This is a genomic window from Pantoea sp. PA1 (assembly GCF_056856975.1).
Window position 1 is genome coordinate 2054001 of record NZ_JBXGEE010000001.1, and the last position, 15711, is coordinate 2069711.

14 protein-coding genes and 6 tRNA genes are annotated in these 15711 nt (G+C 55.9%); 12 read left to right on the top strand and 8 right to left on the bottom strand.

The genetic code is table 11. The features are described from left to right. Window positions 1–127 precede the first annotated feature (127 nt). Together mgrA and AC1V0D_RS09830 are read left to right on the top strand one after the other, a co-directional pair. A complete protein-coding gene (gene mgrA / locus AC1V0D_RS09825; protein WP_150028918.1) occupies window positions 128–1117 on the top strand; it encodes an L-glyceraldehyde 3-phosphate reductase in 990 nt (329 codons plus the stop codon). Window positions 1118–1287: 170 nt separating this feature from the next. Beyond that, on the top strand, window positions 1288–1692 hold the full coding sequence (locus AC1V0D_RS09830) for a DUF2502 domain-containing protein (protein WP_009088875.1): 405 nt from the start codon (window positions 1288–1290) through the stop codon (window positions 1690–1692). Window positions 1693–1736: 44 nt separating this feature from the next. Here the strand turns inward: AC1V0D_RS09830 and AC1V0D_RS09835 are convergent, their stop codons facing one another. Further along, window positions 1737–2978, bottom strand: a complete 1242-nt coding sequence (locus AC1V0D_RS09835; protein WP_009088870.1) for an Nramp family divalent metal transporter — start codon at window positions 2976–2978, stop codon at window positions 1737–1739. Window positions 2979–3347: 369 nt separating this feature from the next. On the opposite strand from AC1V0D_RS09835, the gene AC1V0D_RS09840 reads away from it, so the two are divergent. Next, window positions 3348–4538 carry a NupC/NupG family nucleoside CNT transporter gene (locus tag AC1V0D_RS09840; RefSeq protein WP_009088868.1) on the top strand — a complete coding sequence of 397 codons (1191 nt, stop codon included), beginning with the start codon at window positions 3348–3350 and terminating at the stop codon, window positions 4536–4538. Between the two features lie 283 nt (window positions 4539–4821). Here the strand turns inward: AC1V0D_RS09840 and AC1V0D_RS09845 are convergent. Together AC1V0D_RS09845 and AC1V0D_RS09850 are read right to left on the bottom strand one after the other, a co-directional pair. After that, window positions 4822–4897, bottom strand: a tRNA-Ala gene (locus tag AC1V0D_RS09845). Window positions 4898–4940: 43 nt separating this feature from the next. After that, window positions 4941–5016: transfer RNA gene (locus tag AC1V0D_RS09850), tRNA-Ala, on the bottom strand. 360 nt (window positions 5017–5376) lie between these two features. Between AC1V0D_RS09850 and AC1V0D_RS09855 the strand changes: the two genes are divergently transcribed. Continuing rightward, a complete protein-coding gene (locus AC1V0D_RS09855; protein WP_009088865.1) occupies window positions 5377–6165 on the top strand; it encodes a formate/nitrite transporter family protein in 789 nt (262 codons plus the stop codon). Window positions 6166–6276: 111 nt separating this feature from the next. Beyond that, window positions 6277–6630 carry a YfeC-like transcriptional regulator gene (locus tag AC1V0D_RS09860; protein ID WP_009088863.1) on the top strand — a complete coding sequence of 118 codons (354 nt, stop codon included), beginning with the start codon at window positions 6277–6279 and terminating at the stop codon, window positions 6628–6630. Between the two features lie 35 nt (window positions 6631–6665). Here the strand turns inward: AC1V0D_RS09860 and gltX are convergent, their stop codons facing one another. Then, entirely contained in the window at window positions 6666–8081 is a 1416-nt protein-coding gene (gltX, locus tag AC1V0D_RS09865; RefSeq protein WP_140029683.1) for a glutamate--tRNA ligase, read from the bottom strand. A gap of 271 nt (window positions 8082–8352) precedes the next feature. On the opposite strand from gltX, the gene AC1V0D_RS09870 reads away from it, so the two are divergent. The 5 genes from AC1V0D_RS09870 to AC1V0D_RS09890 all read left to right on the top strand — a co-directional run bounded on the left by AC1V0D_RS09870 (window position 8353) and on the right by AC1V0D_RS09890 (window position 9349). After that, window positions 8353–8428, top strand: a tRNA-Val gene (locus tag AC1V0D_RS09870). A 40-nt stretch (window positions 8429–8468) separates the two neighbouring features. After that, a tRNA-Val gene (locus tag AC1V0D_RS09875) sits at window positions 8469–8544 on the top strand. 34 nt (window positions 8545–8578) lie between these two features. Then, window positions 8579–8654, top strand: a tRNA-Val gene (locus tag AC1V0D_RS09880). Window positions 8655–8658: 4 nt separating this feature from the next. Further along, window positions 8659–8734 (top strand) — tRNA-Lys (locus AC1V0D_RS09885). Between the two features lie 261 nt (window positions 8735–8995). Further along, window positions 8996–9349, top strand: coding sequence for a FlxA-like family protein (locus tag AC1V0D_RS09890; protein ID WP_033736159.1), 354 nt, complete (start codon window positions 8996–8998; stop codon window positions 9347–9349). Here the strand turns inward: AC1V0D_RS09890 and AC1V0D_RS09895 are convergent. After that, window positions 9346–10266, bottom strand: coding sequence for a LysR family transcriptional regulator (locus AC1V0D_RS09895; RefSeq protein WP_058957427.1), 921 nt, complete (start codon window positions 10264–10266; stop codon window positions 9346–9348). The genes AC1V0D_RS09890 and AC1V0D_RS09895 overlap by 4 nt on opposite strands. 95 nt (window positions 10267–10361) lie before the next feature. On the opposite strand from AC1V0D_RS09895, the gene AC1V0D_RS09900 reads away from it, so the two are divergent. Next, a complete protein-coding gene (locus AC1V0D_RS09900) occupies window positions 10362–11372 on the top strand; it encodes a bile acid:sodium symporter family protein (RefSeq protein WP_111208557.1) in 1011 nt (336 codons plus the stop codon). A gap of 28 nt (window positions 11373–11400) precedes the next feature. Here AC1V0D_RS09900 and AC1V0D_RS09905 read toward each other — a convergent pair whose 3' ends face one another. The 3 genes from AC1V0D_RS09905 to zipA all read right to left on the bottom strand — a co-directional run bounded on the left by AC1V0D_RS09905 (window position 11401) and on the right by zipA (window position 14716). Further along, the gene (locus AC1V0D_RS09905; RefSeq protein ID WP_009088854.1) at window positions 11401–11619 is read right to left on the bottom strand and encodes a DUF3820 family protein; all 219 of its coding nucleotides are present in this window, start codon (window positions 11617–11619) and stop codon (window positions 11401–11403) included. A 1-nt stretch (window position 11620) separates the two neighbouring features. Next, on the bottom strand, window positions 11621–13639 hold the full coding sequence (ligA, locus tag AC1V0D_RS09910; RefSeq protein ID WP_009088853.1) for an NAD-dependent DNA ligase LigA: 2019 nt from the start codon (window positions 13637–13639) through the stop codon (window positions 11621–11623). Window positions 13640–13714: 75 nt separating this feature from the next. Next, entirely contained in the window at window positions 13715–14716 is a 1002-nt protein-coding gene (gene zipA / locus AC1V0D_RS09915) for a cell division protein ZipA (protein WP_482907346.1), read from the bottom strand. Between the two features lie 218 nt (window positions 14717–14934). Here zipA and cysZ point away from each other — a divergent pair, with 218 nt between their 5' ends. Beyond that, window positions 14935–15702 carry a sulfate transporter CysZ gene (cysZ, locus tag AC1V0D_RS09920; protein WP_046102335.1) on the top strand — a complete coding sequence of 256 codons (768 nt, stop codon included), beginning with the start codon at window positions 14935–14937 and terminating at the stop codon, window positions 15700–15702. Window positions 15703–15711: the final 9 nt, after the last annotated feature.

Consider the following 15711-nt stretch of genomic DNA (forward strand, 5'->3'; position numbering starts at 1 on the left):
GGAAAGCGGGCGTTACGCTGGCGGAATATTCTGTAAAATTGCGAACTGGTGCGCATTGCCACTAAGTGTAACCGTATACACTGATAGACTTTTGGCACATCTTCCCGTTTTTACTCAGGAGCGCTGAATGTCCTCTTTCCCCCATCCCGACCGTTATCAGCAGATGGAATACCGGCGCAGCGGCCGCAGCGGCATTAAGCTGCCCGCCATTTCGCTGGGGCTGTGGCATAACTTTGGTGACAGCACCCGCGTCGATAACAGCCGTGAACTGCTGCGCCATGCCTTTGACCGTGGCATTACGCACTTCGACTTAGCGAATAACTATGGTCCGCCGCCCGGCTCGGCAGAGGAGAACTTCGGCCGGCTTCTGCGGGAAGATTTTCGGGCCCACCGCGATGAGCTGATTATCTCCACTAAAGCGGGTTACACCATGTGGCAGGGGCCTTATGGCGACTGGGGATCGCGTAAGTATCTGGTCGCCAGTCTGGACCAGAGCCTGAAACGAATGGGACTGGAGTATGTAGATATTTTCTATCATCACCGCCCCGATCCGGACACCCCGCTGGAGGAGACGATGCGCGCGCTGGATCATGTGGTGCGTCAGGGCAAAGCGCTCTACGCCGCCCTCTCGAACTATCCGGCCGGGCTCGCGGCTGACGCGATAGCGATCCTGCGCGATCTCGGCACGCCCTGTCTGATCCACCAGCCGCGCTATTCGATGTTTGAACGCACACCGGAGCAGGGACTCATTCAGACGCTCGGCGAGGCGGGCGTCGGCTGTATCGCCTTTTCCCCGCTGGCGGGTGGTGTCCTCACCGATCGCTATCTGCAGGGCATCCCGGCCGATTCGCGTGTGGCCAGCGGCAGCCGCTTTCTGGATGAGAACCAGCTGACGGAGGAGAAAATGGCGCGGGTGCGCAGGCTGAATACCCTGGCGCAGCAGCGCGGGCAGAAGCTGGCGCAGATGGCGCTGGCGTGGGTGCTGCGCGATGAGCGCGTCACCTCGGTACTGATTGGTGCCAGTAAAACGGCGCAGATTGATGATGCCGTGGCGATGCTGGCCCGCCGTGAATTCAGCGATGACGAGCTGGCAGCCATTGACGCGGCCCTGATGTGATGCCTGCCCTGCCCGGTGCTCACCGGGCAGTTTCAGGGCCAGAATTGTCTCAATCCCCTTTCTCTCCCCAATTTCCTCACAATCTTCCGACACAATGATACGGTAACAACAGCAATCCGCAGGCACAGACTGCGCCGCAACAGCATCAGACTGTTGATGAGGAGAAAAAAATGAAAAGAGCCCTGATATTTGCTGCCCTGCTGGCCCTGTTGTCGCCACTGGCACACCAGACCGCCCAGGCCTCTGGAGCCTCTATTACACTGGCCCCCGGCGTAACCCTGAACCTGGGTGACCGCGATCGCCGTGGCTACTACTGGGATGGCGGTCGCTGGCGTGAACCGCGCTGGTGGAACGATCGTTATTCTTATAATGAACGCCGCTGGTGGCGCCACGAAGAGTGGCGTCGTCATCAGCAGTGGGAGCGTGAACGTCGCTGGCATGAGCGCGACCGTGAGCGTCGCTGGGAACATCAGCATCGCCGCGATCGTGACTGGGATCATCATGACCGTCGTGGTCCGGGGCCGCATGGGTTCGGGCCTCACGGACCCGGCCCGCACGGCCACGATCGTCACTAAACAAAACGCCCGGCATAACCGGGCGTTTTTGTCAGTCAGGCGCGTTACAGCCCCAGCGCCTCTCCCACCAGCAAATAGAGGTTCAGCGTAATCACCAGCAGCACAATCAGGCGGCCGGTGTTCTGCATCAGGCGGGAGTTAACCATATCCTCCCCCATCAGCTCGCGATTGCCGGTAAAAGCCAGCAGCGGGATCAGCGCCAGTGCAATTCCGAAACTCAGCAGCACCTGACTCATCACCAGAACCCGGGTTGGGTCCCAGCCTGCCGCGATGACAATAAACGAGGGCAGCATGGTGATGGTGCGGCGTAACCAGAGCGGAATATGGAAGCGGATAAAGCCCTGCATCACCACCTGTCCCGCCAGGGTGCCCACCACGGTCGAGGATAATCCCGCGGCGACCAGACTCAGACCGAAGACCGTCGCCGCTGCCTGACCCAGCAGCGGTTGCAGCGTCAGGTAGGCCTGATCGAGTTCCGCAATTTTACTGTGACCGCTGAAGTGAAAGGCGGCTGCCGCAGTCGCCATCATCGCCAGATTGACGAATCCGGCAATCGTCATCGCAATGGCCACGTCCAGCTTGGTCGAGGAGTAACGCTGACTTTTGCTGTCCTCACTTTTACCCTGCGTCAGGGCTGAGTGCAGATAGATAACGTGCGGCATGATGGTGGCGCCCAGCACACCGGCCGCCAGGAAGACGGCATCGGATGTCGGCAGCGCGGGCAGTGCCATCCCGGTCACCAGCTCTTTGACGTCAGGCTGAGAGAAGAAGAGTTCGACGATATAGGCCGCCGCCACAAACAGCAGCAGTCCTCCTATCACCAGCTCCAGCGGCTTTTGCCCCCGGCTCTGCAGCATCAGGATCAGGAACGTGGCGACACCGGTCAGCACCGCGCCCTGCATCAGCGAGATGCCGAGCAGCAGTTTGAACCCCAGCGCGGCCCCGATAAACTCCGCCAGGTCGGTCGCCATCGCAATAATTTCTGCCTGCACCCAGTAGAACCAGACGGCGGGCCGGGGAAAACGATCGCGGATATGTTCAGCGAGGTTTTTGCCCGTGGCGATACCCAGCTTGGCGGACATCAGCTGGATCAGCATGGCCATGACGTTTGCCCACACCACGACCCACAGCAGCTTATAGCCGTAAGCGGCGCCCGCCTGAATATTGGTCGCAAAGTTGCCCGGATCGATATAGCCGATAGCGGCGATAAAGGCGGGCCCCAGCAGTGCGAGTTTGACTTTTCTGACTCCGCGAGCGGCGCGCTCGGCGGTACGACTTTCAAACATATCCGGTACCCTGTCTGAACATGTGCCTGCCCCGGCAGCTTAGGGGTTGGCATGAGCAAGTGAAATTCGTTTATTGTTATCAGTGTAATAGATACTGCTATAAAGTATAGCCATTGCTATACATTACAGCAAAGGAAGTGACTGCTAAAAATGTGAGCAAGCATGTCACTTTACGCTCTGTGTAAAATATAGACAATAATTATGTGGTTATAAGAGGTAAATGATTTGTAAACAGGACGTGATCACGGAAACTTTTCTGGAAAATATAGCGATAGCGAATACTTATATTGTGGTTCAGATCTCGTTTTTAAGTAACGCGTTACATAGAATACGCAGCAAAATACAATCCTCCTCAAATTTGGAGCAACTATGTCCCATATTTTGCAGTTTATTTTAGCACTGGTGGTGGTCGGGATACTCTCCCTGCTGGTCAGTCACGATCGTAAAAGCATTCGCATCCGCTACATCATACAGCTACTTGTGATTGAAATAGTCCTCGCCTGGTTCTTCCTGAACTCAGAAGCGGGACTGGGCTTCGTTAAAGGTTTCGCTGGCTTCTTTGACCATCTGCTGAAGTATGCTGCCCAGGGAACCAACTTTGTCTTTGGCAACATGAACGACAAAGGTCTGGCCTTCTTCTTCCTGAACGTCCTCTGCCCTATCGTCTTTATCTCTGCGCTGATCGGCATTCTGCAGCATTTCCGTATCCTGCCGTGGGTGATTCGCGGTATCGGCACCGTGCTGTCGAAAGTGAACGGCATGGGAAAACTGGAATCTTTCAACGCCGTGAGTTCTCTGATTCTGGGACAGTCAGAAAACTTCATCGCCTATAAAGATATCCTCGGCAAGATGTCTAACCGCCGCATGTACACCATGGCAGCAACCGCGATGTCGACCGTCTCGATGTCTATCGTCGGTGCCTACATGACCATGCTGCAGCCAAAGTATGTGGTCGCGGCGCTGGTGCTCAACATGTTCAGCACCTTCATTGTGCTGTCGCTGATTAACCCTTATCGCGTTGAGAACGAAGAAGACCTCCAGTTGCAGGATCTGCACAAGGGTCAGAGCTTCTTTGAGATGCTGGGTGAATATATTCTGGCGGGGTTCCGCGTCGCGATTATCGTTGCGGCCATGCTGATTGGTTTTATCGCGCTGATTTCAGGGCTGAATGCGCTGTTTGACCTCATCTTCGGCGTCACCTTCCAGGGCGTGCTTGGCTTTGTCTTCTATCCGTTTGCGTGGATGATGGGCGTGCCGTCCGGTGAAGCGTTGCAGGTTGGCAGTATCATGGCGACCAAGCTGGTCTCCAATGAGTTTGTTGCCATGATGGATCTGCAGAAAATTGCGGGTCAGCTGTCGCCAAACTCAGAAGGTATCCTGTCGGTGTTCCTGGTGTCGTTTGCTAACTTCTCATCCATCGGCATCGTGGCCGGTGCGATTAAAGGGCTGAACGAAGAACAGGGCAACGTGGTCTCCCGCTTTGGCCTGAAGCTGCTGTACGGCTCTACGCTGGTCAGCGTGCTCTCCGCCGCTATCGCCGGGCTGGTGCTGGCATTTTAAGTTTCAGAGGGCGAGCCGGTCTCGCCCTTCTCTTCTGCCTTACCCTTCTTTTCCCTCCATCGCTTTAACTTATCTCCTTCGCTCGCCTTCCGCCTGCCTGCTCAGGCCTGTTCTCTTCGTTTAACCGCCGTGCAGAGGCCGCGCAGCATGGCGCAGAACAACCCTGATGGCGGAAAGCGTTAACGAGGGCATAGCGGGAGAAACAGCAACAGAAAGTGAGACTCGCAGAAAAGGCGAAGAATGCGTACTACAGAAAGGATGTTGACAGCGATGTGTCAGAAAATGGTGGAGATAAGCGGGATCGAACCGCTGACCTCTTGCATGCCATGCAAGCGCTCTCCCAGCTGAGCTATACCCCCACATCTGGAATCGTTTTCAGTACCAAACTTTTGGGAAGAAGTTTGGTGGAGCTAAGCGGGATCGAACCGCTGACCTCCTGCATGCCATGCAGGCGCTCTCCCAGCTGAGCTATAGCCCCGAACCGAAAAACTGTCGTGTTAAGCGACGGACGGCATAATATGAAACCGTCCCCGGGGTGTCAACGGCAAAATCACATTCTCGGTTTGATCGCTGAAAAAGGCGGCAACCTGCGAAGTTTCAGCAGCATGGCGCAGCGGAAAACCGTGATGCTGACCTCATACGGGGACAACGGCTGTTATTTACCCTGAGGTCAGGTTAATTCATGGTTAAATATGTTATAGGAATTTTCTTGTCTTCATCTTTTACGCATGCAAAACTTAGCCCGCTAATTTAGCGGATGCCGGGACCCTCTCCCGCGCGCCGCGCGTCCACCAGGCGTTTATCGTCCCATTATTCATAAAAAAACTACTGAGATACTATGTCGCTGCATACACCTAAAGAAATCGCACAACTGGCGATCCAGGCAGGCGTGGCTAAAAGCCGTGTGCCTGTCAGCATCCTTCTGATTCTCGGCTTTTTGGCGGGCGCGTTTATCGCGACCGGCTTCCTGCTGGATCTTCATGTCATTAACTCCCTGCCTGCAGACTGGGGCTCCTTTGGCGGCCTGCTCGGTGCAGCCGTTTTCCCGGTCGGATTGATTCTGACCGTACTGGCCGGTGGTGAGCTGCTGACCGGTAATATGATGACCCTGCCTGTCGCCTGGTTCGCCCGTCGCATCAGCTTTATGAGCGTGGCGCGCAACTGGTTCTGGGTAACCCTGGCTAACTTCCTCGGCAGCGTGGCTGTCGCCTGGTTCTTTGGCCACATCCTGGGCATGACCGAAGGCGATTATCTGAAGAAGACCGTGGCCATCGCCTCGGCAAAAGTTCACGCCGATTTCCTGCACGCCTTTATTTCCGGCATCGGCTGCAACTGGCTGGTCTGCCTGGCGGTCTGGCTGGCGTTTGCCAGTAAAGATGTGGTGGGCAAAATCTTTGGCATGTGGTTCCCGATCATGGCGTTTGTGGCCATCGGCTTCCAGCACGTCGTCGCGAACATGTTCATTATTCCGGCCGCCATTTTTGCCGGTCAGCTGAGCTGGGCGGAATACTTCCCCAACTTCGTTGCCGTCTTCGCAGGCAATGCCGTAGGGGGCGCCGTCTTCGTCGGCCTGGCCTACTTCCTTGCCTTCCGTCCTGCCGCTGAACCTGCCAGCAACCCGCAATAATCCTCTTTTGCCTTTTGTCGAGCGACAAAAGGCAATTTCTGCTTCAGTTACTTTCACGCGTTAGGTTTTGCTGTAATATGTACCGCTAATGTATTTAACAGGGATAGCATCGTGAAAAAGGAATGGCTTACTCCCGAAGAGCTGGCTGCAGAAACGGGTTACAGTCGGCAAACGGTGAATAAATGGATTAAGCGTGAGAACTGGACGACGACACCGAAGCCCGGTGTGCAAGGCGGCAAAGCGCGTCTTATCCATATTGATGAGCGTGTGAAAAGTTTTATACAGTCTACCCGCAATCTCCACGAACCGGTGGCAACCTACGGTGCCGCAGCCAATTCGTTACCTGCGTTATTAATAAGTTCCGTCCAGCAAATGAGTCAGGAAGAGCAGGATCAGTTCACTGCGTTAATCTTACGTGAAGGGATAAAAGGCGTTCTGCAGCGACTGGGCATCAGCCAGGAGTAAAGAAACCGGAAGCGTGAAGCTTCCGGCTGTGTGAATTAAGCCTGCGCTTCCCGCTCACTGATAAAGGCCAGAGCCTGCTCAATGCGCGCCACGCTGCGGTTGCGGCCAATCGCCTCCACGGTGACATCCAGACCCGGAGACTGACCAGCACCGGTCACCGCAACACGCAGCGGCATGCCGACTTTGCCCATCCCGACTTCCAGCTCATCTGCCGTACTCTGAATAGCCTGATGCACGTTTTCAGCGTTCCATTCAGCGATTGCGGCCAGCTTATCACGCACCACTTCCAGCGGCTGACGCGCCACCGGACGAAGATGTTTCTTCGCGGCATCCGCATCAAATTCGGTAAAGTCTTCATAGAAGTAGCGGCACGATTCCGCCATCTCTTTCAGCGTTTTGCAGCGTTCGCCCAGCAGGCCAACCAGCTTCGCCAGTTCCGGGCCGGTGCGGGTATCAATGTTCTGCTGTTCAATATGCCACTGCAGATGGGTCGCCACATATTCAGGCGGCAGCGCGTTAATATAGTGATGGTTCAGCCACTGCAGTTTCTCAGTGTTGAACGCACTGGCAGACTTGCTGACCGCATCCAGGGTAAACAGCTCGGTCATTTCAGCTACGCTGAAAATTTCCTGATCGCCGTGTGACCAGCCAAGACGCACCAGGTAGTTCAGCAGCGCTTCCGGCAGGTAGCCATCATCACGATACTGCATAACCCCTACCGCACCGTGACGTTTGGAGAGTTTTTTACCGTCATCGCCCAGGATCATCGAAACGTGCGCATAGACCGGAACCTGTGCACCGATCGCTTTAAGGATGTTGATCTGGCGTGGCGTGTTGTTGATGTGGTCTTCACCGCGAATAACGTGGGTGATACCCATATCCCAGTCATCCACGACGACGCAGAAGTTGTAGGTTGGCGACCCGTCGGTACGACGGATGATCAGGTCATCCAGTTCCTGGTTGCTGAACTCAATCGGGCCACGGATCTGGTCGTCAAAGATGACCGAGCCTTCCTGTGGATTGCGGAAGCGCACGACGCAGGGCTCATCATCGGCATGATGTTCATGGCTGTCACGGCAGCGGCCGTCATAACGCGGCTTTTCATTATTGGCCATCTGCGCTTCACGCAGCGCTTCCAGACGCTCTTTAGAGCAGTAACATTTATAGGCGGTGCCCGCTTCCAGCATTTCATCAATGACCGCGTTGTAGCGATCAAAACGTTTAGTCTGGTAGTAAGGGCCTTCATTCCAGTCGAGGCTCAGCCAGTTCATCCCATCCATGATGGCTTCAATGGCTTCCGGCGTGGAGCGCTCCAGATCGGTGTCTTCGATGCGCAGCACAAACTCGCCCTGGTTGTGACGGGCAAAAAGCCAGGAGTAAAGTGCGGTACGAGCGCCACCGACATGTAAGTAGCCGGTCGGGCTGGGCGCGAAGCGTGTTTTGATTTTCATTGAGTATTGCCTTAGATGCGCGGGTTCGTTGTCTGGATGACAAAAAACAGGTTAGACGCGAAAAACAGTGGGCACATTCTAGCATCTGCCCATGAATCCTCAATGGATGCCGGCCGGTTGCCGGCCGTGAAAAGGCGCTTTTCTGCCAGTAAAACCAGCATATTGGCTAAAAGCGCGACAGGATGTTTAAAAATAAACCGAACGAACATTTATGTTTTAAAAAGCGTTGACTCAAAATCAACTATCCCTATAATGCGACTCCACACAGCGGGGGTGATTAGCTCAGTTGGTAGAGCATCTCCCTTACAAGGAGGGGGTCGGCGGTTCGAACCCGTCATCACCCACCACTCTTAACAGGGTGCCCGCAGTGAACAGGTATGAAGATATGGGTGATTAGCTCAGTTGGTAGAGCATCTCCCTTACAAGGAGGGGGTCGGCGGTTCGAACCCGTCATCACCCACCATATCTTGCCTGTTAGCACTACTGAAGTACGAAGTGGGTGATTAGCTCAGTTGGTAGAGCATCTCCCTTACAAGGAGGGGGTCGGCGGTTCGAACCCGTCATCACCCACCACTTCGGGTCGTTAGCTCAGTTGGTAGAGCAGTTGACTTTTAATCAATTGGTCGCAGGTTCGAATCCTGCACGACCCACCAATTCAGAGAAAAGCGCCTTTCAGGCGCTTTTTTCGTTTCTGTGCTTTAGCCGCTTATGCGTTTCAGTCCTCCCCTTCACTTATTCTGGCTGCCTGAGTGCCACGTTTATTTTACTGCGCCAGGCTCAGCCTGAATGACGACTCCCCTCAGAAAGGGGCTTTCAGAAGAAGAATCTGCTTTTTTACTCCCCTGCTCTTTTTGACACTTCAGTTATTCCTGCCTGCGCCGATAACCTTATAGACGAACTACAGGGAGAAAATGATGTCCTCAATAGCCGGAGTTTTAAAAGTTATGTCAGGTGGCGGTGACAGCGGCGGCGGCAGTATCGCCTCGCAGATCGCCGCACTGAATAAACAGATTCAGAGCGTGATGAAAAAAGTCAAAGAGCTGGCCGACAACCACGATCTTGACGAAGACCAGAAATCTAAAATAGCGCAGATGTACCAGTCGCAGATCACCATGCTGGAAGCGCAGATTGCTCAGTTGCAGAAGAAGCAGGCTGAGCAGGCCGAAAAGGCGCAGCAGAAAAGCGACAGTGTTAATCCGGTCAGTGAAAGCAAGGCGAACGGGATTAACCGCCCGACTGACAAAAATAATGTCGATGTCTATATCTAAAACGCGGGCGTAATGGCCCGCTGTTGCGCCAGCAGCGCCGCCTGCTGGCGCACCTCCTGCCAGATGGCTTCGGCGGCGGGCGTCAGCGAGCGGTTTTTGCGTTTAATGAGGGTCAGACTTCGATTGATCTCGGGATAAAGCCGCCGCACGGTCAGCGCGCGATCCGCCGGCAGAGGTAATGCCAGCGCGGGCAGAATACTGATACCAATCCCTACCTGCACCATCGGAAACAGCGTGGCAGGATGACCAATCTCCTGCACTACCTCTGCCTGAATATTCTGCTGCTGCATGGCTGCATCAATCAGTACCCGGCTGCCGGATGCATAATCCTGCAACACCAGCGTGCGCCCATCCAGCATCGACCATTCCGCCCTGTCCACCCGCGCCAGCGGATCATCATCCCGGCACAACAGTAAGAAAGGCTCATCGAGAATGGCAATCGTGTCAAAATCGCTGTCGCGCAGCGGCCCGATTACGATGCCAAAATCGACTTCGGCGTTTCGCACACTTTGCAGCACCCACTGCTGCGCGCGGTCGTGCAGTATGACTTTAATGTCGGGGAAGTGCTGCTGGCTGGCCGCCAGACACTGAGGCATCAGATGCGCGGAAATCGTCTGGCTGGCTGCCACCCGCACGGTGCCGCTACGCTGTTCGCCAAAACTGCGGATATCCAGTAGCGTGGTATTAATCTCCTCCAGCAGACGTTCCATGCGGGATGCCAGCTGTTTTCCTGCCTCGGTCAGCATCACCTCGCGCGTGGTGCGATCCAGCAGCCGCACGCCAGTTTCCGCCTCCAGCTCTTTGATGCTGTGACTCACCGCCGACTGGCTCAGGCCTATCGCCTGCCCTGCCTGGCTGAAACCACCGTAATGTGCCACCGCAATGAAAGTCCGCAATTGACGCAGGGTATAATTCATCGATTATGCTCATAGATTAATGCAATAAATCAATTTTATTTCTAAAAATGATTCCCGCACAATCGGCCTATTGAAAAATTTACCGGATTTTAACAATGGGATTTTTAAAACTTGATCCGATGATGGTTAAGCTCATCATCACCGTGCTGCTGGCCACCTTCCTGCCTGCCAGAGGGATCTACGTCGATATCTTCAGCTACCTCGCCACCGCGGCTATCGCACTGCTGTTCTTTATGCACGGTGCCAAGCTGTCGCGGGAGAAGATCATTGCGGGAAGCAGCCACTGGCAGCTGCATCTCTGGATCATGTTCAGCACCTTTGTGCTCTTTCCGGCGCTGGGCATGCTGCTGGTCTGGTGGCATCCGGTTGATGTCGGTCCGGAAATTTATACCGGCTTTATCTATCTCTGTATCCTGCCTGCCACCGTGCAGTCCGCCATCGCATTTACCTCGATGGCCGGCGGTAACGTCGCCGCCGCCGTGTGCAGCGCCTCGGCATCCAGCCTGCTGGGGGTCTTCATCTCCCCGTTGCTGGTGAATGTGGTGATGGATATCCACAGCAGCGCGCCGACTGACGGTCTGGAGCAGATCGGTAAGATTATGCTGCAACTAATGGTGCCGTTCATACTGGGCCATCTTTCACGCCGCTGGATCGGCGGCTGGGTTGAAAAGCACCGCAGCCTGATTGGCAAAACTGACCAGACCTCGATTCTGCTGGTGGTCTACAGTGCCTTCAGTGAGGCGGTGGTGAACGGCATCTGGCATCGCGTGGGCGTGATTACCCTGCTCTGGATTGTGGCAGGCTCCATTCTGCTGCTGGCCACCGTGCTGATTATCAACCTGCTGGCTTCGCGCCTGTTCCGCTTCAAACGCGCCGATGAGATTGTGGTGCTGTTTTGTGGATCGAAGAAGAGTCTGGCGAATGGGGTACCGATGGCAAATATCCTGTTCCCGGCCAGTACCGTGGGGATTATCGTGCTGCCTCTGATGATCTTCCATCAGGTTCAGCTGATGGTCTGTTCGTTCATCGCCGGACGCTACAAGAAGAGCGGTGAGAAAAAGCAGGCTTTAGAGGTGAAAACCTCCGTGATGGAGTCGCAGAAATAGTCTGCATGGCCCGCCTGTGCGGGCCATGTTATTTCCGGGTCTGAAGCGGCTTCACCAGCCCTTCCAGACCTTCGATTTTTATTGTCAGCGTGAGCTGCATCAGATCACCCAGCTGGCCGGAGGGGAAGTCGCCACTGCGGGCAAACCACAGCAGGTAGGGTTCAGGCAGATCGATCAGCATCCGCCCTTTATATTTCCCGAACGGCATCGCCGTGTTCGCTATCGCCACCAGCTGATGCTTATCCATCTCAGGCACCCAGCAGACGGATCATTTCAGCTTCATCGATCACCTCGATGCCCAGCTCCTGCGCTTTCGCCAGCTTGGAACCCGCCGCTTCACCGGCAATCAGCAGATCCGTTTTCTTCGACACGCTGCCGCTGACTTTAGCTCCCAGCGCGATCAGCTGTGCTTTGGCATCGTCGCGGTTCATCTGCGACAGCGAACCGGTCAGCACCACGGTTTTCCCGGCAAACGGACTGTCAATCTCTTCGGCTTTCACCACCACAACAGCCGGCCAGTGAACACCAATATCGTCCGTCAGCTGGCGGATGACCTCGCGGTTGCTCTCCTCTTCCATAAAGTTGCGAACGTGCGCGGCGACGACCTTACCCACATCCGGCACGGCAATCAGCGCCTCCAGATCGGCATCCATCACCTTCTGCAGCTCACCAAAGTGGTTTGCCAGATTGGCGGCGGTGGCTTCGCCCACTTCACGGATCCCCAGCGCATAGAGGAAACGCGCCAGCGTCGTCGACTTCGCTTTTTCCAGCGCATCCACCACGTTCTGCGCCGATTTTGGCCCCATGCGATCCAGCCCGGTCAGCTTACCCGCCGTGAGACGGAAGAGATCGGCGGGGGTCGAGACATACTCTTTCTCCACCAGCTGGTCGATAATCTTATCGCCCATGCCGTCAACATCGAGCGCACGGCGCGAGACAAAATGCTTCAGCGCCTCTTTTCGCTGCGCGCCGCAAATCAGACCGCCGGTGCAGCGCGTGACCGATTCGCCTTCGACCCGTTCCACCTCAGAACCACAGACCGGGCAGTGAGCGGGAAACACCACTTCACGCGTCTCTTCAGGACGTTCAGCGGTGACCACATTCACGACCTGCGGGATCACGTCGCCTGCACGGCGAATCACGACCCGGTCCCCGATGCGCAGTCCCAGCCGCGCGATTTCATCGGCGTTATGCAGCGTGGCGTTGCTGACAATCACACCCGCTACCTGCACCGGCTCCAGGCGGGCGACAGGAGTGATAGCCCCGGTCCTGCCAACCTGGAACTCGACATCCCGCACCCAGGTCAGCTGCTCCTGCGCCGGGAATTTAAAGGCTATCGCCCAGCGCGGCGCACGCGCCACAAAGCCCAGCTGTTCCTGCTGCGCCTGTGAATCGACTTTGATGACCACGCCATCGATATCAAATCCGAGACTGGGGCGCTGTTGCTCAACGTCGTGATAAAAAGCCAGCGCCTCTTCCGCATTATGCACCAGCTTAATGCGGTCGCTGACCGGCAGCCCCCAGGCTTTGAACTGCTGCAGGCGTGCCATGTGACTGTGCGGCATCTCACCGCCTTCCAGCAGGCCGAAACCGTAGCAGAAGAAGGTCAGCGGACGTTTTGCGGTGATGCGCGGATCAAGCTGACGCAGCGAACCTGCCGCTGCGTTGCGCGGGTTAGCAAAGACTTTGCCGTCCGTGCGGCGCGCTTCCTCATTCAGCTTTTCGAAGCCGCGCTGCGTCATAAAGACTTCGCCACGCACTTCCAGCCGCGCCGGAATGTTGTCACCTTTAAGACGCAGCGGAATAGCGCGAATGGTGCGCACGTTGGCGGTAATATTCTCACCGGTGGTGCCGTCTCCCCGCGTTGCGGCCTGAACCAGCAGCCCGTTTTCATACATCAGGCTGACCGCTAAGCCATCGAGTTTAAGTTCACAGCAGTAGGTAATCTCTTCACTGCTTTTCAGCCGATCGCGCACCCGCTTGTTGAAGGCCATAAAGGTCGCTTCATCGAAGGCGTTGTCCAGCGACAGCATCGGGACTTCATGGCGAACCTGTTCAAACACCGTCAGCGGCGCAGCGCCGACGCGCTGGGTTGGTGAGTCCGGCGTAATGAGATCGGGATGATCCGCTTCCAGCTGGCGCAGTTCACGCATCAGGCGATCATATTCGGCATCCGGCACTTCCGGTGCATCCATGACGTGATAGAGGTATTCGTGATGACGCAACGTAGTGCGCAGTTCGGTGATGTGATCCTGGACGGATTTCATAAAGCCCCATCAGATAAAAAACCCCCGACATGCGGGGGTTTGTTTTAACAGTTCAGATAGCGGTTTGCGCCGTGGTCAGACACCGACCACATCGCGAATACGCGCCTTGTAAGTTTCCAGCTTCTGCGGCGTCATCATGCGACGTTCATCATCCAGCACTACGCCGCCAACGTCATCAGCGATGCGCTGTGCCGACTGCAGCATCAGCTTGAAGTTCTGATTCGCATCGCCATAGGAAGGCACCATCATAAAGATAGAGATACCCGGCGTGCTGAAATCTGTCATCAGGTCAGGGTTAAACGAGCCAGGCTTGACCATATTGGCCAGACTGAACAGGACCGGACCACTGCCTGCCGGACTGAGATGGCGATGGAAGATGTTCATCTCGCCAAACTGGAAACCCGCCTGCAGAATCCCCTGGAGGAGAGCCTCACCATTGAGTTCGCCACCCGAGTGTGCGGCAACGTGCAGAACCAGCACCGCTTCTTTCGGCTTCTCTGCCGGTGCGGCAGGTGCAGACGGCGGAACGGGAGTCGGTTCCGGCGCCTGAGTGATTTCAGGCTGCGGCTCGGGTTCAGCCTGGTACTGCGGTGCGGGCTGCACCGATTCCAGCGGGTCCAGGTCCAGCAGCGGATCGGCCTGCACAGGCGGTGCGACAAAAGCAGGCGCAGGCTGTTGCTGCTGACGAGCCGGTTCCGGACGCGGCTGAGGAGCAGGGCTGAAAAGCGGATCGCTTTCCGGTTCGGCTTGCGGAGCAGGTCGTGGCGCTGGCTGGCGTACAGGCTCAGCAGGCGCGGGCTTACGCGGCGCAACCGGCTGGGATTCGCGAATATCATCGAAACGCGGTTCCTGATGGTTGCTGCGCTCAGCGCGAACACGAACCTCGCCGACGCCATCATCTTCGTCGTCGATCAGGTCCGGCTCATCATGTTCATCACGTTGTTTCAGACGTTTGTGCGGGCGATCGCGGAACACTGACGAACGCTCTTTACGGCTGGTCCACAGTCCGTGAAGAAGGAGCGCTATTATGGCGATCGCGCCAACAACGATTAATATCAGACGCAAATCCTGCATCATTGTATTCTCTGTTGTTCCAATACCTTGCCACCGCGGCAAACTTTATCCTCTAACTGTATTTGCCCTGCTACACAAGTGCAAGTCTGTGCACTATTTTCTAACAAATAAGATAGGCAACCCACGCTTTTTTGCTGTTTTTTTACCCAAACGGCACCTGGCCTGGGGAAAAAGCCAGGTTATAGTGGGCCCGCCCTATTACCTTCAGGAGAATTGCCTATATGGCCCTTGAGAAGTCCGTCTCAGATTTTAACGGCATACACTACTTCAGCCAGGGCTGGAAACTGATGCGTTTGCCTGGCATTCGTCGCTTTGTAGTCATGCCGCTGCTGATCAACATTCTGATGCTGGGTGGCGCATTCATCTGGCTTTTCTATCGTCTGGGTGACTGGATCCCGCGGCTAATGGCCTCGATTCCGGACTGGCTGCAGTGGCTCAGCTATCTGTTATGGCCACTGTCGGTGATTGCGATTGTGCTGGTCTTCAGCTACTTCTTTTCCACCCTCGCTAACCTTATCGCCGCACCGTTTTGCGGCCTGCTGGCCGAGCAGCTTGAGGGACGCCTGACCGGTAAACCGCTGCCTGACAGCGGCTGGGCGGGTCTGATCAAAGATGTGCCGCGCATCATGAAGCGCGAGCTGCAAAAGCTGGGCTACTACCTGCCACGTGCGGTGGGACTGCTGCTGCTCTACTTTATCCCGGGTTTCGGCCAGACGGTTGCGCCCGTGCTGTGGTTCCTGTTCAGCGCCTGGATGCTCGCGATCCAGTATTGCGACTACCCCTTCGATAATCACAAAGTGCCTTTTCAGCAGATGCGTAACGCCCTGCGTCGGCATAAAACCGCCAATATGCAGTTTGGTGCGCTTACCAGTCTGTTTACCATGATCCCGGTGCTGAACCTGGTCATCATGCCGGTAGCCGTCTGCGGGGCCACAGCGATGTGGGTCGATCGCTACCGGCAGCAACTGGCACGGCAGGAAGTGCGCTGAACATATCAG